Source organism: Paenibacillus sp. BAC0078 (assembly GCF_054483875.1).
The window spans coordinates 41,086-60,027 of record NZ_JBTLRW010000004.1 but is presented as its reverse complement, the minus strand read 5'-3'; the positions used below and the strand labels follow the sequence as shown (position 1 = coordinate 60,027).

The 18,942-nt window shown below is 50.6% G+C and carries 9 protein-coding genes and 1 pseudogene; 1 reads left to right on the top strand and 9 read right to left on the bottom strand.

Going from position 1 to position 18,942, the window contains the following annotated elements; translation table 11 throughout:
- Window positions 1–123 precede the first annotated feature (123 nt).
- The 5 genes and pseudogenes from ACX1DY_RS09600 to ACX1DY_RS09580 all read right to left on the bottom strand — a co-directional run.
- Window positions 124–4,038: pseudogene (locus ACX1DY_RS09600) on the bottom strand (DUF5695 domain-containing protein); the annotation flags it as partial.
- 420 nt (window positions 4,039–4,458) lie between these two features.
- Window positions 4,459–6,420 carry a glycoside hydrolase family 127 protein gene (locus ACX1DY_RS09595; protein WP_458963973.1) on the bottom strand — a complete coding sequence of 654 codons (1,962 nt, stop codon included), beginning with the start codon at window positions 6,418–6,420 and terminating at the stop codon, window positions 4,459–4,461.
- Window positions 6,421–6,448: 28 nt separating this feature from the next.
- On the bottom strand, window positions 6,449–7,306 hold the full coding sequence (locus ACX1DY_RS09590; RefSeq protein ID WP_458963972.1) for a carbohydrate ABC transporter permease: 858 nt from the start codon (window positions 7,304–7,306) through the stop codon (window positions 6,449–6,451).
- 3 nt (window positions 7,307–7,309) lie between these two features.
- Window positions 7,310–8,233: a carbohydrate ABC transporter permease gene (locus ACX1DY_RS09585; RefSeq protein WP_458963971.1), complete on the bottom strand. Its 924-nt coding sequence runs from the start codon at window positions 8,231–8,233 to the stop codon at window positions 7,310–7,312.
- A gap of 233 nt (window positions 8,234–8,466) precedes the next feature.
- The gene (locus ACX1DY_RS09580; protein WP_458963970.1) at window positions 8,467–9,825 is read right to left on the bottom strand and encodes an ABC transporter substrate-binding protein; all 1,359 of its coding nucleotides are present in this window, start codon (window positions 9,823–9,825) and stop codon (window positions 8,467–8,469) included.
- Window positions 9,826–10,019: 194 nt separating this feature from the next.
- Here ACX1DY_RS09580 and ACX1DY_RS09575 point away from each other — a divergent pair, with 194 nt between their 5' ends.
- Entirely contained in the window at window positions 10,020–10,910 is an 891-nt protein-coding gene (locus ACX1DY_RS09575; RefSeq protein ID WP_458963969.1) for an AraC family transcriptional regulator, read from the top strand.
- Window positions 10,911–11,841: 931 nt separating this feature from the next.
- On the opposite strand, the gene ACX1DY_RS09570 is transcribed toward ACX1DY_RS09575, so the two are convergent.
- The 4 genes from ACX1DY_RS09570 to ACX1DY_RS09555 all read right to left on the bottom strand — a co-directional run bounded on the left by ACX1DY_RS09570 (window position 11,842) and on the right by ACX1DY_RS09555 (window position 18,941).
- Entirely contained in the window at window positions 11,842–11,964 is a 123-nt protein-coding gene (locus tag ACX1DY_RS09570) for a hypothetical protein (protein ID WP_458963968.1), read from the bottom strand.
- Between the two features lie 444 nt (window positions 11,965–12,408).
- On the bottom strand, window positions 12,409–12,774 hold the full coding sequence (locus ACX1DY_RS09565) for a hypothetical protein (RefSeq protein WP_458963967.1): 366 nt from the start codon (window positions 12,772–12,774) through the stop codon (window positions 12,409–12,411).
- 12 nt (window positions 12,775–12,786) lie between these two features.
- Window positions 12,787–17,205, bottom strand: coding sequence for a hypothetical protein (locus ACX1DY_RS09560; protein ID WP_458963966.1), 4,419 nt, complete (start codon window positions 17,203–17,205; stop codon window positions 12,787–12,789).
- A 161-nt stretch (window positions 17,206–17,366) separates the two neighbouring features.
- A complete protein-coding gene (locus ACX1DY_RS09555) occupies window positions 17,367–18,941 on the bottom strand; it encodes an alpha-L-rhamnosidase-related protein (RefSeq protein ID WP_458963965.1) in 1,575 nt (524 codons plus the stop codon).
- Between the last annotated feature and the right edge of the window lies 1 nt (window position 18,942).

Sequence of the window (18,942 nt, the reverse complement as noted above, 5' to 3'; positions counted from 1 at the left end):
CAGATCGCCTTGAATCGTTCCGTTACGTCCGCTTCCCGAAGCATCAGCAACCGTGGTTCCCTGTCCTTCTTCGAAGTTATAGCGAAGCGCAAGCTCTGGGAAAGGGGCGATAACCCGCTTGGTCACGGTAACTTTTGCCTGAACCACCGTTTGCGTTCCGGTGACCACGCCGTTCACGGTGAACGTGGAGCCTTCCTTGTCGTACAGTGCAGGATCAACCGTGCTCCACTGCACGGACACAACCGTCTGGGTTCCATCCTCCAAGGTTGCACTAACCGTAGAAGGAAGCTTCGGCGCCTGGCGGGCCGGTGTCGTAAGCTCCAGCTTCTCTACAGAGACAATGTTGCCTGAAGGTGCAAGAAGCGCCGTGATTTCGCTTTGACTAAGCGCTTTGCTGTAAATGCGGAAATCGTCGATCAATCCGTCAAAATACGGGTCTGCAAACTGTGATTTGCCGATGTAGTTGTTTTTGGTCTTGCCGAGACTGGAAGGCTTCAGGGTCATATGATCGTTTCTGCCTGCTTCCACCCCGTCAATGTACAAAATCCCGAGGGAGCCGGACAACGTCACAGCCACATGCTTCCACTCACCGGCAGGAAGGGCCGGAGCGTCGATGGTCTGCTCCTGGCCAGGGGCATTTCCGCCTATTGAAATACCAAACCGGGTGATGGAGCCTGCCTTCGGCGACAAGAACATATAGGTGCTTGTGCCGGTGCCGAAATCGAAGATCCGCGAATACGTGCCGATGCTGTCCATCTTCACCCAGGCTGACACCGTAATCTCATCCGCACGGCTCAGCAGGCCTTCGGGCATTTTCACATAGGCATCCTGGCCGCTCAGCTCAAGCGCATGGTTGAGCTTGCCCGGAAGCCAGGAGGCTGCCCCAAGCACATTGCCGTCATTGCCGCTTCCCGAATGATCGGCCGCCACCTTGCCTGAAGTCTCATCGAAGTTGTAATGCACAAGCAGCTCCGGCAGCGACGGCGGAGCCACAGCGACCACCGTAACCGTATCGCTGTTCTCAAGCTCCGAATCGCTTGCAGTCAGCTTGAATACATAAGTTCCCGGCTTCGTTGCCTTGAATGAGGTTTGCAGCGACTTACTGCTGCCGAATACAACCTCGCCGCCTGCCGGCCCGGATACGAGGGACCATTCCGAGGTCAGCGTTCCCTGCGGCAGGCCATCGTCCTTCGCTGTGCCGCGCAGGATGGCATCATCTACCTGCAGCGTATAGGTGAAATCCGCTCCCGCGTTAACAGCAGGGGCCTTATTGACATCCGGCTCCGTCGCGCTCAGCTCTACCGTGTAGGCAACAGCCGGTCCGGCTTCAACCGTCAGCTTCGCTTCACCGCCGAACGCATTCAATTTGCCTACAGGAGCACCGTCGATTCGGATGAGGTAGGCTCCTTTGGCCAGGCCGTTCAGGGTAAGCGTCGTTTCATGTGCGTAGCCCGGCGTCAAATTGCGCAGGCTAAATTTAGCATAATCCTTACTCTTGGACAATCTGGCCGCAGTAAACTGATCCTTATCCAACTCCGTGTAGAGCTTCTCGGTAATGAGATTGATCCGCTTGAAGAGGCCGTCCTTAGGCGTAATATCGTAATATACAGCATCCGTTACGGAGACATCTGCTCCATAGCCTGTTACCCCGAAGATAGGGTCCACGGCAATGTCTGCGCTGAGAATCTGCAGCGCACCGAACAGCCCCAAATCGGCTTCGCCGGTCATGCCCTTCCAGCCGTTCAGCAGTGGAACGTTCCGGCCGCCGCCGGTTCCATTGGTCCCGTTATTGCCCTTCTCCGACTGGTACGTCCAGGCTGCGGCCCCATAATTCGCGGGATCATCGCTGATCTGCCCGGAGTTGATTGCACTGAGATTTGCCAGCTTCGCCGCGTAGGACAACCGCTGCTGTTCCTCACGGCCGGTGGCGTTCCCGTTCTGAATCCAGTCATCCATCGCATAGCCGGCTAGCGATACGCTGTACTGGAAGTTCCACCAGTTCTCTCCCGTAATGGTCACCGGATCGGCGTAGTAGTACCATACAGGCATATGCCCCCTGGAGGCCCTTGTTTTGGAATTGATTTTACCCATCATCTCCAGCGCTTTGGCCTTTTCCGCGTCGTTTGTGCTTTGAATTTTGGCTAAGGTATAGACGGCTTCTTCCCCGGTGTTATCATAGCTGTATTCCGAGCCGTAAGGATATTTGTTGTTCTTGAAATTGTTATATTTGCGGAGCATCTTGGCCCGGACATCATTCGCTTCGTCCATGTAGCCCTCTTTTTCAAGTGCTTGAATAATATCCGGGGTCGTCAGCTCGCCCATGAGTCCGGTCTCCCAGTTGTAGGAAACGGGGCCTTCGTACAGCGCCTTCAGGATATTATAAGCCCGCAGCAAATAGGTTTCCTTGGGATGCTTGTAGGAGACCAGTTCGGGGTAATTGGCGGCAATTTTGTACATGCTGAAATAGGTGTTGTAGATATGCGGATAGGCGTATCCGCGGTAGGTCGGGGTCGTATTCGGCTCCGCCATCAGAAAGTCGTGAATCAGATAATCCTCATGATGGCCGTTCATCAGATTTGTCCAGATCGCCGTTTCCAGGTATTCATCCACTGCGGTAATTTCCGAGGCCACAGGACTCAGAGCATTTTTCTCCGCTAAAAACTGTCCGTGTGTCAGCCCCCAGTCATCTCCCCAGCCCCAGTAGCCGCTGAAGCTGTTCCGCTTGGATTTCGTGTTCATCAACCAGTCGTCGAACACCTTGTCCCGTATGTCGCCGGGAAGGTTCCACTGCGTGCTTTTAACCATAAATTCCGCATGATCCTCCAGCGCACGGTCAACCGCATCAATGCCATAGAACTGCAGCACGGTTTTGAGACCGCTTCCATATTGGACTGTAACATTTTGCGGCCCCAGCTTGGTCAGGCTGAACTCGTAAATGTTGTGATCTCCGCTCTTTTGCTCAAGCAGCGGGATATCCGTCCCGTCGTCCAGCTTCACGCTGTGTATGTCCGCCTTGGTGCGCAGGTCGAACTTGGCCTTCTGGTTGCTTGGCACGATCATTCCGGGAACAACGGTAACATCAATCGCCCCTGCCTCATACAGCTTATCCTTGACCTCCTGCTCATTCGCTACAGCAAAAAATTTGAACCCGTAAGTTTTGCCCTCACCCGGAGCCAAAGTCAGACTTGTATTCGGCAAATATCCCCGGTTCGTCGATTTAATGACATTCGAATGGATGTAGAAGACATTGAGGCCTTCAATCCATTTTCCTTCATTGTCGGGGTTCCAGGCCCACTTGCTGCCCGGGTGCTCTTCATTGCGCCAGCGGTCCTGATACTCAAACCCCGCGCCAGTAGCAGCATCAGGCATGAGCAGCAGATAGGAGCCAATTCCGCTAGGTCTGCCGGCAGTTATATAAGAACTGTTATTGCCGACAAAGGAGTGGGTCACCACCCGGGTCTCGTAGATGGCATCCCCGTAAGTCCACTGTTCGTTAAAAGGCAGCGGAAGGCCTATATCGCCGAATTCAAGCGTTTTCCCGCTGGTGTTGGCGATTTGAATATCCCACTGCAGATATCCGTCCGGCATCATCGTATAGGTCTCAACCAGTTTGAAATTGCGTACACCCGCCGTATTCGCGGAGTTCTCATAGGTGACTGTTACTTTGCTGCCGTCCTTCTCAATGCTCCGGACATCCCCCGATTGATTGGTGGATGCCTTGATCCACTCTCCGCCGTCCAGGCGGTAGGTGAAGATCAGCTCGCCGAGCCACTGATGATCAGCAGTATCCTGCTCGGGCGATACCGTTTTGTTCATTACATACTCGGTCGGGAACGCGTCTCCCTTGATTTTCAACGATGAAATTTCACCGGATTGACCGGTTTCAATAATCAGCTTGTCGCTTGTTAATTCATACGCTCCGGCCTTGGATGGAAGAAGAATAACGGATAGCACCGCCAGCGTCCAGAAGACAGCCCCTGTCAGTATCCTTGTGTGCTTGAATCGTGGCTGATCCCCATCAGAAGACTTGAATATCATGCTTAAATCATCCCCTTCGTTGTTAGGTTGTGGACATCTTTGCTCTGTCACGGATCATGTTAAGAACGGCGTCACCCCCTCTCCGGGAAGAGTGGAATTCCATATTCCAGCCTCCCGGAGCACTATATAAGTTGAACTATAGATTTTCATATTGGGGTCTGGTCGTAACTGCGGGGAATGTTTGGACTTCCGGCCGCTGCCCGCCTGCAGATTTCTTGATTTGTACCGCTCCTCGCGGTGGAAATCCGCAGACAGCCCATGCTTACGATGCTAGCTTTCCTACGGAAAGCTCTCAGGCGGACGCTAGCGCTCCTCCAGTTCCAAACTTCCCCTCCGTCACTTCCGCCCTTTTTATATTTTCTTTAGTTCACTTATATAGATGTCATTTACCAAAACCACTAATTACAGTTGTTAGACGTATTATCCCCTATGCTTTTCTCCAACCCAGACGGACATTTCGCCCTCTCCGCGGTTGGCCCAGGTGAAATACGGAATGAATTTCAGCTCCAGCTTCCGGCTGCTCCAGGTCGAGCCGCTGGCGTATAGCTCCTCCCCCCAGTCCGCTTCCGGCTGGATGCGCTCTCCGGAGACAAGTATCGTCTTAATGCCCTTAGGGAAGCCGTGCTCCTCCGCAAGCGTAAATTCGCCTTCGGACGGCAGGCGAAGCTGGTACAGTCTTTTACCGTTATCGGCCTCCTCCAGACAATAGACGAAAGGACCGCGCTGCAGAGCCACCTTGGAAAAGGTCTGGCGGATATGCGGATGCCCCTTGACCCGCGTTACCGGCATGGCAAAACATAGCTCAACGGTGTCGCCGGATGACCACTCGCGGGTCAAATGAATATACCCGTCCGCACTACCTGCGTGATGGGTCTCGGACTCACCTTTCATGGTTACCCGGACCTCCCGGCACCAATCCGGCAGCCGCAGCGCAACCGTAAACCTCCCGGCCCGCTCCGGTTCAACCACCAAGCGGACCTTTCCATCCGAAGTATAGCTGGAGAACTGCTCGACAGCTACCGGCACGCCGCCCACAACCATTTCCGTACGGCCCCCGATATAAAGCTCGACATATAAGGTATCGCCTTGGGCGGAATAGATGTAATCTCCGAGTGAGGCCAGCAGCCGGGAAACGTTCGGCGGGCAGCAGGCGCAGGTGAACCAGCCTTGGCGAACTGCTTTTACATGATTGTAGTTCTTGTTCTTGCCCAGTACTTCCGGGTACACTTCAAGCGGATTCACATAGAAGAACTTGGTTCCATCCAGGGACATTCCGCTGATTACTGTATTGTAGAGTGCCCGCTCCATAACATCCGCATATTTGCTGTTGTGTTCAAGTGCCAGCATACGCCGGGCAAAAAAGATCAGCCCAACGGAAGCGCAGGTTTCCGCATAAGCCAGGTCCGGCGGCAAATCATAATCGGCCGTGAAGGATTCCCCCTGCTCCATTGACCCGATGCCGCCCGTGATATACATCCGCTTGTTGACGATGTTCTCCCACAGCTTCCGGCAGGCCGCCAGCATGGCTTCATCCCCGGTCTCAAGGGTAATATCGGCCATTGCTGTGCACATATAGACCATACGAACGGCATGCCCCTCCGCAGTAGTCTGCTCCCTGACAGGCAAATGGGATTGGCTGTACTGATGGTCATGAACCATAGAGAGCTGCGGAAAATGCAGCGTACGGCCCCGCTTTTCCCATTCCTGTTCGAAATAATGCGGCTGGCTTCCGCGCTGGTCCAGGAAATAACGGCTTAGCTGCAGATACTTCTCTTCGCCTGTGGCGTGGAACAATTTCACAAGCGCCAGTTCAATCTCCTGATGCCCGTCATAGCCCTGCAGCTTGCCGGGTTCCGTCCCGAAGACGTCAGCAATATAATCCGCATACCGGCTGGCCAAATCCAGCAGCTTTCTTTTGCCGGTGGCTCTGTAGTAGGCGGTTGCGGCTTCAATTAAATGTCCGGCGCAATACAGCTCATGGCATTCGGCCAGATTGCTCCACTCTTTGCCCGGCTCCTTCAGCATAAAGTAAGTATTCAGATAACCGTCATCCCGCTGAGCCGCAGCGAGCAGATCAATGACTTCATCCGCAATGTCCTCAAGTGCCGGATCACGCGCAGTTTCCAGTAAGTAGGCTACGGCTTCAAGCCATTTGCTGACATCACTGTCCTGGAACACCATGCCATAGAACTCGCCTTCCTCCCGGCCTGCAGCGATCTTGAAGTTGCGAATCGCATGGCTGGGCTCAGCGCCGTCAATCCGGTCATTCAGCGCCTCCCATTGATACGGAACCATGACCTCGCGGACCAGGCGGATATATTCCGACCAGAAGGGATCATCAATCTGAACCCTGCCGTGGGCCGGTGACTTATTATCATTCATTTATGGAACTCTCCTCTCATCTCTGTGATCATCCCTTGATTCCGCCAACCGTCAAGCCTTCCATGAAGAAACGCTGGAAAAATAAGAACAGAACCAAAATAGGCAAAATGGCCAGCACAGCTCCCGCAATCAGTGCTTCATAATTATTGCCGAGCGGAGAGACAAAGGAAGCCAGCCCGATCGGCAGTGTGAACTGCTCTGTCGTGCGCAGCACAATCAGCGGCCACAGGAAGTTGTTCCAGCTATTCATGGCCTGCAGAATCGTAATGGCTCCGAAGGCCGGGGCCATGAGCGGCACCATGATTTTGAAGAAAATCCCGTATTCCGAGCAGCCGTCGATTCGGCCGGCATCCATGAAATCCTTGGGCAGGCCCAGCGCGAACTGGCGGAAGAAGAAGATCGGCAGCGGCGAGACGATAAAGGGCAGAATGACACCCCAGATCGTATTGATCAGCTTCAGGGAGATCATTAATTTGTAGAGCGGCAGCAGAATGATTTCCACCGGGATCATCATCACTACCAGCACCAGGGTGAAAATCAGATTCCGGCCTTTGAAGCGGTACATTCCCAGCCCATAGCCAACCATTGAAGAAAACAGCAGGCTAAGCAAAGTGAACAGCGTGGTAATGAGCAGACTGTTCTTATACCAGCCAAAATAGTTGCCCGCTGCCCCTTTACCGGAAAAGATGCTATGGTAATTGTCCAGACTCATCAAACTGAAATCCAGCCGGACATTTAGGCCGTATCTGAACAATTCCGTTGCCGGCTTCAAGGAAGCCAGGAACAGAGCATATAGCGGAAACAGCATCAAAACCGCAAGAATAACAAATAGGATCAGGAGCAGCAAGGAGGATAAGGTGAATTTGGATTTCACTTTGGTCTGCATGGCTTAGTCCTCCTTCTTGAACATGCCGGTGAGTGTCAATTGCAGCAGACTGACCAGTAAGGTGATGCCCAGCAAGGTGATGCCGATGGCCGAACCAAACCCGAGATTGAAATATTGAAAGCCCTGCTGATAGATGTAGCCGACAATGGTTAATCCGATGTTCTGTGGTGATGGCTTGCCTGCCCATAACATATAGCTCTCGGTGAACATGGCATAACCGCCATATATAGTGATCGTCACGACATAAATCGTGATCGGCTTCAGCAGCGGAACGGTGATCTTGATTAATTTTCGAAAAGCGCCTGCCCCATCAATTTCAGCTGCTTCATACAGCTCGCTTGGAATGCTCTGCAGAGCGGACAGGAAATATAAAATGTTGATGCCTATCCATCTCCAGCCGGCCAGCACAAGCAAGGCAAACATCCCCAGGCTTGAGCTGTACAGCCAGCGCTGACTGGATATTCCGAAGAAATGCAGAACCGAATTCATTAAAGCCCCGTCCAGCTCGCCAAAAATCAGGCGGAACACAACGCCCGCAACAACAACGGAGGTAAGCGCCGGAATAAACAAGGTGGATCTGAAAAAATTGCTCCAGGGCATTTTTTTCGAATTAAGCAATACAGCCAGAATCATTGGCACCGGGATCAGCAGCAGCAGCGTCCAGATGGTATAACGGCTACTGTTATATAGCGCTGCGCCGAAATCTTCATTCCACAGTCCCCTGTAGTTATCGAGTCCTGTAAACGACACATCTCCCGGGAGCACTTCCTGAAAGCTCATTACCCCCGCATTAATCAGCGGGTAAGCGAAGAAGACGGCGAAGGACAGCAGAAATGGTAAAACGAACACATAAGGTGCCAATTTTTGCGAATTTCCCAGTTGGTAGCTCCTTCTAGGGCTTTTGGTCAACTCTCTTTCTATCTGCATAACCAAACCTCCACTCTTTTTTGCCGTAGACATCCATGCCGCCGCGCGGCACTTCAGACGATGAAATTTCATAGTAGGCCCTCAATTTGGCTTCGCCAAATTCGAGGCTTCCATAACAATGTCCTCTGTTCGGACATCGTTATTTCAGGATAGATATTTGCTGTAAAACTATGTAAAGGGGGAAGGATATTCCCCCTTTACAGCTTGTTTGCGCTTTCAAGCATTGGAATGAATTACTTCAGGCTGGCCTGCACTTCTTTCAGAACCTGTGCCGGGTCCTTCATGTCGATGAAGATTTGCGGCATCGCCTTGTTGCGGATCGCATCGAACACTTCCGGCGATTTCTCGCGGATATGAACCGGAGCGATTTCATCCTTGACGCTAAGCAGTGTATCGAAGATATCAGTGCCGAAATAATCGGTGAATTTGTTCGATTCCTTCATCGCCGGATCGCTCCATACATCCGTGCGGATCGGGTCGAAGCCAAGCTGCTTCCAGATCTGCAGGTTGCCTTCCTTGGACAATTTGGCGTAGGCCAGGAATTCCTTGATCAGATCAGGATTTTTCGCCTGATTGGTAATGGAGGTAGCGGTTCCGCCCATACCAGCGGAGCGGTTGCCGCCTTCTTGCCAAGCCGGCATCGGACGGATGATGATTTTACCTTTGAGATCCGGCATATGATCAGTGAAGCGGTTCATGAACCAGAAAGGCATGAAGACCGATGCCGCGCTGCCCGAATCCATATAGCCGAAGTATTCCTCTGTATCATGGCCCGCGCCCGGAGCGACAGCTGCCACGCCTTCCTTCACCATCTTCTGGAAGAATTCCATTGTCTTCACATTAACCGGCGTATCTACGGTAACATTACCGTTCTCATCCACCTGGTCGGAGCCCTGCTGGCTGATCGCCGGCCACCAGGACCAGTTGCCGTTGCCTTCGAACGTGATCATCGGCTTGCCTGTTTTATCAAGCACCTGCTTGCCTGCCGTCTCGAAATCGGCCCAAGTCTTAATATTGTCCGGGTTCACTCCCGCCTTATCGAGCATTTCCTTGTTATAGTACATGACGGTTGCGCCTACATGGTAATCAATGCCATAATATGTTTTGTCTTTGCTGTAAATCTCAACTCTGGACTTTACAATATTGCCAAGCTCAGGCTCTACAATGTCGTTCAAGGATACGAGCTGCGGCGTTCCCTTCATAAAGTTTGGAAACTTGCTCTGCTCGATATCGACCAGATCCGGTGCGCCTACACCTGATTGCAGGGCAACCAGCAGCTTAGTGTGCATGTCGTCATAAGGTATGGTTGTCGCTTCCAGCGCAATGGCCTTGTCCGGGTGGCTTTCATTCCAGCTTGCCGCCATGCTCTCATAGAACTTCTGATGCGCGTCCACAAAGGTCCAGAAGACCACCTTTTGTGCTTCGGCAGCAGGTTTTGCCGTTTCACTGCCTTCCGTCGCCTTGCTTCCGCTGTTGTTTGTTGCCGGCTGATTGGACGGGGATGTCTCTTTATTCCCGTTTCCACCGCAACCGCTGAGCCCCATGACCAGAATCAACAATAATACCGTCGTGCACAGAAATGCTTTTTTCATTCAGCTTCCTCCTTGAACGATATATACTTAGCCCTTTTGCGGGGTTAAGCCAGACCCGAAAACCGGTTTCTTTTTTAAGCTTTTCAACTTTTCAGAAAGCGCTTTATTTATAATAATACATGTTGTATCATGAAAAAAAACACAAAATTTCAACCTTATTTTTAATCATTTCAACCTGCTTGGAGGTATGTAAAATGAACTCGCCCATTCTTCATTTTATCTCACCGCCTATTCCTTACTTCGTAGATTGCGGACATGCCACATATACCGCGGGAGATTACCACATCAACCGTAACTGTATCGGCGTCTTCGATTTGATCGTTGTGCTCAGGGGCACTCTTCCCGTCGGTGAAGACGGCAAGCAGTGGGAGCTGCATGAGGGTGAAATCCTTATTCTCCGCCCGGACGGCCATCATTACGGCTCCGCTCCCTGCACCGGGGATACGAAGATCATCTGGATTCATTTTCAGACCTTTGGAAGCTGGAAGGAATGCGAGAGCATGGATGAATGTCTGGACAATCAGGGCACTCTAATTGAAAGCCATAAGCAAAACGCCTACCTCAACCATGCCGATGTCTGCTCCATTTATATTCCCAAGCATATGCAAATAACGGGGAAGGCAATGGAGGTGCTGGACCTGTTTTTTGAACAGGAGCATGAGCCGCAGTCCCTGCGCAACTGGAAACGCCAGGCGTCCTTCCAATCCTTCCTCCAGCACCTGGACCGTGACCTTGCCTCCCCCTCCGATGCTACCGCCATTCAGCTTGCCGAGAAGGTGGAGCTGTTCATCCGCCATAACTATACCCGGGACATCAACAATCCCCTGCTCCAGAAGGAACTCAACTATCATCCGAACTATTTGGCCAAAAGCATGCTGAAGGCCTATGGCATGACGCCTATGGCATATTTGCAAAACTACCGTGTCGAACAGTCCAAGCGCCTGCTTCTGCAGACCTCCTGGTCCGTTACCCGGATCGCCGAGGAGGTCGGGTTTCACCACGTCTCCCATTTCTCCTCATGCTTCTCCAAGAAAGAGGGGCTGTCCCCCTCCGGCTTCCGCAGTAAATTTATTCAGAAACGCTAGGTGGGGGGATAAGGAATAAAAAGGAAAATCTCGCGATGGATTTTTATGCAGAAGGACAGCATATCCTTTGTGATGCCCTGTAAAATTGCTCTCCTTGGCAGCTTCGTCCATGTTCGCATTAGCGGCTCATAACAAATCAGAAGTTATTGTACTTCGTTTTCAAATGCAAATTCCTTCCTTTTAGTGTTGTTATGATTCATTCGGCGGCTGTGGGGAGGAAAGCGGTTAGCCTAAGACTTATTCACACCCGTTCTATATCAGCTGGTCGTCACCAGATTGATCTTGCACTGTAATCATCGCGGCAAGTAGCCAGATTGTTGCGGAGCGGCGTATTCTACAGTTGCGAGTAAATTTGGAAAAAAGGCAAGAAAAGAAGATAACAAAAAACAGGTCAATCATGGTGGTATCTGACCATAATCAACCTGTTTTATGTATAGGCAGGTTATAAAAATCAAAGCATTTGATGTACGTACAACCGAAATTGGAGAAATTTTTATACGGGTATTACATGGGTTAAGTCTACTTGGAATCAGCCGCACGACTTATTCGGCACTGGGTGGGTTATGGATTTTAGATACATCTTAGCTAACCGAATTATGTAAAGTAGAGCATCACATACAATTTTCGAAAATCCATCTTCTGGCTTGTTCTTTATTTAAGGTTACCCGAATCACTTTGCTGGTTTGCATCGTATAGCCCCCTTTCTCTGTCATCAGTTCAATTTGTTAAGGGTCTGATTATACTGAACAAGTTGCCTAAAATCTGTAGCTTCACGCTCAAGTTTGTCTATGAGCTGCAAGGCTTGCTGGCGAGGCTGTCCGTCTTTCTACTCTGCTACTGCATTCCAATGCTCTGCCCGGTTCAATAGCTCTTGAATCTCTTATCTAACCAGAAAATCTGTACGTCCTGATCGCTGCAACTCTGCCGCCTGTCAACGTAATTCCCTTGCTTGCTTACAGTAACCACGAATTTCATCCATAAGTTGTTCATATGCTGTTTGTGTCTGAGCAATAAAACCCATCTTTTCTTCTATTGCCTGTGCTTGTTTTGCCATGTCATTCAGCTCCTTCGTTTATTTTCTGCATACAAAAAAGCTCATTCCTACTCATAAAACAAGTTGGAAAGAGCTTTGAAAGTTTATCAAGTGTTTGTTAATTGTTTAGTGTTTGGTTTGTTGGTTGTATTGTACGATCTTTTTGTTAGGGTTATAATCCCGAACTACATTTTTATATCTGTCACATTTGTTACTGGTTGAATGATGAGTTTATTCGGCATTGGGTAGCTTAGCAAAAAGAAAACCTAGAAAAGCCAAAACTAATCATGGTTTATTATAGAGCTATTTGTTGCACTGCACTTATTTGCCCAATTTTGTAAAATCCCCATACTTCTTCATCAGGTAATATTAGGTTCATCTTGCATGACATATAATGATGAATTCCTCATTACTGATCAGCCCCACAAAAACTAAGCTTACGACTCCAAATATCACCTGAACTAATTATTTTTCGAGAAATCCATAAATAGTCACATCGTTTCTTCCGAAGCTGACTTCACAAAACTCAGCAGGATAAAAATCATGGCCCACACTACACTTTATTAAGCGGTCCAGAATGTAATTTATCACTTCATCTTCCAATTCAAGAAATAAACTCGATGCAACATAGCTTAATTTATCCTGCTCGTTATTACATGAGATAATTAATACTTTTATTTTCTTATTATCAATATTTGTTATTCCTTCCAACTCAACATTTACCTGTACACCCTCCAAGGCAGACTGAAATGCTGCAATAAGATTATCTACACCATCGACATCAAATCTTATATGAAATGAATATTTTCCATTTCTATTTATACTTATCATAAAAAATTTCCCCTATTCAATTAATGGAGCATGTATATTTTTTATAACTTCAAACCTGTTATTTCTTGTTTGTAAAAATTCAAAATGGACATGCGGTGTATTCGGTACTGTAGGGTAACCCATTCCATGAGCTCCTTGATAGTCATCTGGTTTAACTCTAAACTGACGGGTTCCATCCAAACTTCTCCACTTCCCTGGACCAATTTTTATATGATCCTCTCCCAAAAACAGCCTTCTTTCAGCTGAAATATCTGATTTTTTAATTGGCCTTCTCCATTCCGAAAGATTGTCTACACGTCTTGCCGATCTATCCCTAAGCAAGATTTCTGACGCTCTATTAATAGATTGATATCCTTGTTTTTCTTGGAGGCGCCATTCATCCCTTGTCAAGGATCTTTCACCAGGCTGTGCTCTATATCCCCTGTTCTCGAGATCTTCACCCGTCCCCTTAGCAGCACCCTCCCTTTTCTCCAGATACTGTTCTATTGCTTTGATCACAGGCACTACAGTATCGAGATCTGAACTCGCTAATTTGTCGAGCGGTGTTTCCCCTATCTTTGTATGAAGTTTTTTAAGCTGAATGATAAGTGCGTCAACATCTATTCCAATATCCTCTATTTTAGACCTCTTTTTTCCAGACTCATGCTCCTTTAATTTCTCTATCCGAGTCTCAAATCCCTTTATGATTACTGCTAAGGTTTGTGGATCACTAGCCATCATCACCACATGCCCGGTGCCGCGCTTTTCTACCCAGAGCTTGTGGCTTTCTTTGCCGATTTTGAAATTGACCAGCAGGCCGGAGATGGCGTTCTTGAGCTTGCCGGCTCCGGCCACCGCAAGGTTAACTCCGGACTTCAACAGCCGCTTGCCGAAGGCTAACAGGCGGGAGTGAACGCCTCCCTTAACCGTGCCGAGAAAACCGCCGCCGTCTTCTTCTTTTTTGGCAGCACCTGCTTTTCCACCGGCTTTTTGCTCTTCTTTTTGGCCTGGGCTGTCTTTGCTGCCTCCTCCTGAGGTCCCGGCCAGATTTGCCAGCAGCTTCGTGCCGTTGCCGAAGACACTACCCGCCTGCGATTCAGCATCATCGACAAGAGACGTCGCTCCGCTGGTGGCCTCGTCGATCATTCCACCTACCTTTTCCACAGGTCCCTGAAGCGGCAGCATCAGGCCCTGGACCGGGCCGGACGCTGCGATCTTGTTGATCAGTTTGTCCGCGAAGGGAATATGCTGGCGAATCAGGTCAACCATCGATTGGCCTGCCACAGCTTCAATCCCCTTAAATACGGCTTTAATCAGTGCTGACGGCGGATTGGTGATGATAAAATTCAGTACCATATCCACGCCTTTGTTGGCCAGGACCGTCATGAGCTGGGCCGGTTTCCCGAGCAGCTGCACCTTTGCTTTAATCCCGCCAGCGGCTTCGGTTACCTTCTCCCGAATCCCCCTAAAAAAGCCTCCAGCTGCTTCCTTAAGCTTGCCGGCCCCCTCATTAAGGGCCTCAGCAGGATTCTTCACGACCTCCAGCGCCTGAACAGCACCGGCATATGCCATACTGAAAGGATTAAACCACGACTTGTCCGATATGTTGATAACCGGAAGAGCCTTGTTAATGGCCCCGGCAACCTTGCCCACAGTCTTTTGCAGAATCCCGAACACTCCCTCAAGGAGCTGCAGCACCTTCATCAGCCCTTTTTCCTGGCCTCCGCTTTTCGGAGCCTTGCCAGCGTCCTTGTCCTTCTCCTTATCGTCCTCCTGGCCCGTCTGCAGCGGCTGAAGTTCACCGAACAGCCCCTTGACCAGAAAACCGCCCATTCCCGACGGATTCAGGAACTGCTTCACATTCTGCACTTTGAAATTCCGCAAGGTGTTGACTACAGTCATGACCGAGTTCGCCTGGCGCAGAAGCTTAGGGAGTGTCGATGTCAGCCAGACTCCGATTTGAACCAAAATACTGCCTCCGCCTGTCGCAAAAGCGGCAGCAATTTCAGCAGAAATTTGTGCAATCTCCAGGAACTTGCCGAAATTCACTTTAAAGTCGCCGTTCAGGAATTTCCCGATTCCCGACAATATGCCGTTATACAGCGACTGGACACCGGCGAACAGCTTATCCACCGTTTTCCCCATGAAGTCCAGGGCGGTGCTGACCCCCTTTTTCAGGAGGCTCGCGGCAGTATTGACGGCTTGAACCGCCTTATTCACCGCACGGTCGATCCAGCCGTTGATCTTCTTGGCAATGCCCGGAAAACGGGCGAATATTTTATTGGCTAAACCCTTCAGCATGTTCCCGAAGCCTTTAATGGCGCTGACAATCAGCTTCCGGCCTGCTTCAATCAGCCCCACAACGGCTTGCTTGGCTTTATCAAAAATGGTTTTGACTGCCTTCCGCAGCTGGGTGAAGAGGAAGTTCATGCCTTTTTGGATGGCTTCCCCGACCTGCCTTCCTTTTTCCTTGATCCATTCCCAAGGGTTTTTAGCTTTTTTCTTTGTTTGCTCGCCTTCGTTTTCACCTTCCTTTTGCTTCTCCTCTGCCTGGGTCTTCGTGGTCTTATATTCCTGCCGGGATTCGCTTTCGGCTTCGGACAGCTTTTTCTTGACCTCGCCTTCCTTCTCAGCCTTGATCCCGCTAATCTCCTTGTTCTTCTCTGCTGCGGCTGTACCCGCTTCACGGTCAAACTCCCCGCTGGTAGCCTTGATCTCTTCCTGCCACTGGCTCCGGTACCCCGTGACCTCATCTTTGGCTGCAGCCTGTTCGCTTCGCTGCTTCTCTGAAGCTTCAGTTTTCAGCCGTTCCACTTCGGCCTTTGTATCCCTTTTGGCAGTTGTGAGTCCGCTGTCAAACGGCTCCTTCCCTTTCTGAAACTCCGCCTGGCTATTCTCCATGTAGGTCTGAAGCGGGCCCTCCAGGTGAGGGTTGAGGTAGCCGGCAACATCGGGCGGGATCACACCAGTGGATTTTAATTGAAAAGCTGGCGGAGCCACGGAGCGGATTGCATGCCCGGATTTGAGGATGGCATCGTCCGGCTTGGGCAGGATCCGGGCCTCTCCGAAATCCTGCCGGGTCTGCTCCAGCTCGGAATCCTGTACAGTCTGCATATGCTGCGCGGCCTCTGCCTGATAGCTCTCCACCTGAGAGGGGTCCGCTTCACCCGTCAGACCAATCTCCGGCGGATTTGCTGCATACCGGCTTGCTTCCGCCATAATCTGGTCAGGATCTGCCTCCTCCGGGCTTTGAGGGAAGCTGGCCATCCCTGCCGAGGTATCCCCGCCTTTTTTCCCGCTCTGAAAAGCGGGCAGCTCTGAAGCGGGCACCGGACCGGCCGCTGCCCGCTTCGCAGAATCAGCAGCTTCAGTATCCTTGCCGGGTGCGATTCCGGTCGGTGCCGGAATTGCAGGCAGCGCCTTCTCGGCCTGCTGCCGTTGCTGCTCTAGCGCTCCCCCCGAGACATTCACCGCTTGAGTGTAAGCCTCCACGATTTCTGACGGAGCAATGCTGCCGAGCTGCCGGATCACACTGCCCGGATTATCGCCTTTAATATTTACAACAGGAGCTTTTGCTGGTGCCTTTCTGGCTTGCAGCGGCAGGTTAGCGGACAACGGACCAGAAGCAGCAGACTTAGGCCGGGCCAGAGCTGGCTTGGCTGAGGTCTTTCCATCCGGCTTGGTTTCTTGCTTCGCACCTGACCTGGCTTCCGCATTTGCTCCTGCTTTGCCTTCTGGCTTACCACCTGACTTGGCCTCCGCCTGAGCTTCCAATTTACCTTCTAACTTGGCATCTGCGGTTGCCTCCGCTTTTCTTTCCACCTGAGCTTCTACTTTAGCCATCGCAGGCTTGCCCTCAGACTTTTGTTCCCGCCCGGTTCCGGGTTGAGATGCTTTTCTGGTGGCATGGATTACCTGAACTGCAGCCGGTTTATCTGTGAGTGGCGATAGCTTACCTTCAACACCCTTTTTAAATTCTGTTGCATCCCTGTTGTCTTTTTCAGTTTTTGGACTGGTCTTTTCAGCCTTCTCAGGCTTTTCAGGCTTTGCAGCTTGTGCTGAAACAGGCTGGGCCGAAACCTCTGACTGATGTGTTGACGGTGAGGCTTGCGGTATTGAAGAGTCGCGTGAAGCGGCAGATAAGTTCTGAGATTCTTTCGGTGTTGTATCCGAGGTTGTGTCCGCCCGCTCTGCCTTTCCCTTGTTCCGCTTGCCTTGGTCAAGCAGCATAAGAGCGCTCCGGAGGCCAATGGCACCCGTGAGCATAGCGAACTCACCGTAAGTTACCGTTTCCGGGGCCGTTAAGAGGCGGTTAGTTAGCCGCTTGAGCTCAAGCGGTGTCCGCAACTGTGGCTTAAGAGCCGCTTTGTCTGCGAGCGGGGCTTGTGCAGAACTCTTTTTAGTCTCAGCCTGTTGCTCCGCCGGCTTGTGTACAGCAATCTTGCTTGGCATAGAGGGTCACTCCCTGAATATTCCATATACAAGTAATGGTAATTTCAGGAGCTGATTCACAGCCTCTTTTATAAATTTTCTTAATAAAAAACGGATACACCGTCCTTCACTGGACAATGTAACCGTTTTAGACTTCAGCTCTTAACTTATCAAAGAAGCCGCTATAAATGATATTTACGGATAAAATAAGACGGTGTGCAGCTCCAGGCATGACAATAGCTGTTGATCAAGTGGCTTCCGTATGGGGAGAAGTTTTTGTCCTCGGGGTCATACAGCTCCCAGAAGGTATCCGCTCCGTCTTTGATCATCTGGCCCCAATATTTTTTGATTTCCAGCGCTGCTCTTTCCCGCTCACCAACCTGGATCAAGGCTTCAATCAAGTGATGCATCATATAAGGCGTGGTCAAGGATAAACCGGGTTTCTCCTCAAGCAGACGCACAAGCAGCTCTTTGCCGTTTGCTTCATCCAATACGCCAGCTAATATCATCCAGATTTGCGAGGCCCAGGAGATTTGCTGCTGCTCTCCGCTCACGAAGAAGCGCAGTTCATCGTTCCACAGAAATTGCAATGCTGCCGCTGTAAGCTGTTCAATTCTGATCTTAAGGAACTCTTGATTGTGATCCTCCAGTATAACCGCAAGCTGCAATGCCGACTTCATATTATAGATTAGAATCGCCTGGGCGGAGGCTACTTTGCTGAGCTGATCCTTCCAATCAATAAATGCCCACCACGACTCATCGTCTTGTACGATATCGTGCGCATTAAGCCGTTCCAGCGACAATTCGATTTGCCGTAATGCAGTGGGCCACAGCTCACGAAGCGTATCCATATCCTGCGTGGCTTCGTAATAGTCACTTAGCGTAGCAACGAAAAAGAGTGAATAGTCGAACAGATAGGTATCATCGGGAATGACCACCGGCTTCATGAACAGGTTAGCTGAAATCAGCCCTTTATCTGTTGGATAAGCGGCAAAAAGATACAGGCAGCGTTTGACCAAATCGTAATTTCTGAACGTTTCGTAATTGGCGAGCGCCTGCAGCCGCAAATCACCAAGCCAAAGTCTGCGGTCCCGCTTCGGACCATCTTCAAAAACCTCCTGCATACAGTCCTCCAAGGTTTTGATGCTGACTTCATCAATCAACCCAAGCTCCTCGTCAGAATGCTCTAGCGGAGCAAGCCGCTCGCGCGAGGCCGATGTAACGGTTGTACAGTAGACATCATCGAAGATCACCTTATACTTCACGGAGGTGTCGATTACCTGAAGCTTCAGATACCTGAAGCTATACCGGCGTTCCATATGCAGTGTGTGAGGCAGCACATCCAGGTGATAGGTTTCCTCCTGCAGCCAGGAACGGCTTAACCAGCCATTGTATTCAGCAAAGGCTTCCCCCATTTCAACCGGCATTTCTCCCAGGGTTATCTTTACATAGAGAGGTGCATCGGGCGGACTTCCGTCCGGCTCAATATGAAACGACAGCTTGCCTACCAAATGTTTGCCGAAATCAAGAATCACCTCATCCCCTTTCCCAAGGACAAGTGTCTGCAACTCATCTGCCGGCCCTACAACCTCCGTTCTCCATCCATGAACAGCTTCTTCATCGGCTATAACTTTAATCAAATGCTGCGGACGGCAGACCTCATGGAATAATTCAGGAATAAGCACCTCTGCCGCCTGAGCAAAAGCTTCATTCTTCTTGATCCTCACTGCTGCCTGCTGTTGAATGGCTTGGGACATC

Bases quoted from the DNA above. Each gene is read 5' to 3' on its own strand.
- ACX1DY_RS09595 (WP_458963973.1), bottom strand. From the start codon at position 6,420: ATGAATGATAATAAGTCACCGGCCCACGGCAGGGTTCAGATTGATGAT.
- ACX1DY_RS09590 (WP_458963972.1), bottom strand. From the start codon at position 7,306: ATGCAGACCAAAGTGAAATCCAAATTCACCTTATCCTCCTTGCTGCTC.
- ACX1DY_RS09585 (WP_458963971.1), bottom strand. From the start codon at position 8,233: ATGCAGATAGAAAGAGAGTTGACCAAAAGCCCTAGAAGGAGCTACCAA.
- ACX1DY_RS09580 (WP_458963970.1), bottom strand. From the start codon at position 9,825: ATGAAAAAAGCATTTCTGTGCACGACGGTATTATTGTTGATTCTGGTC.
- ACX1DY_RS09575 (WP_458963969.1), top strand. From the start codon at position 10,020: ATGAACTCGCCCATTCTTCATTTTATCTCACCGCCTATTCCTTACTTC.
- ACX1DY_RS09570 (WP_458963968.1), bottom strand. From the start codon at position 11,964: ATGGCAAAACAAGCACAGGCAATAGAAGAAAAGATGGGTTTTATTGCT.
- ACX1DY_RS09565 (WP_458963967.1), bottom strand. From the start codon at position 12,774: ATGATAAGTATAAATAGAAATGGAAAATATTCATTTCATATAAGATTT.
- ACX1DY_RS09560 (WP_458963966.1), bottom strand. From the start codon at position 17,205: ATGCCAAGCAAGATTGCTGTACACAAGCCGGCGGAGCAACAGGCTGAG.
- ACX1DY_RS09555 (WP_458963965.1), bottom strand. From the start codon at position 18,941: ATGTCCCAAGCCATTCAACAGCAGGCAGCAGTGAGGATCAAGAAGAAT.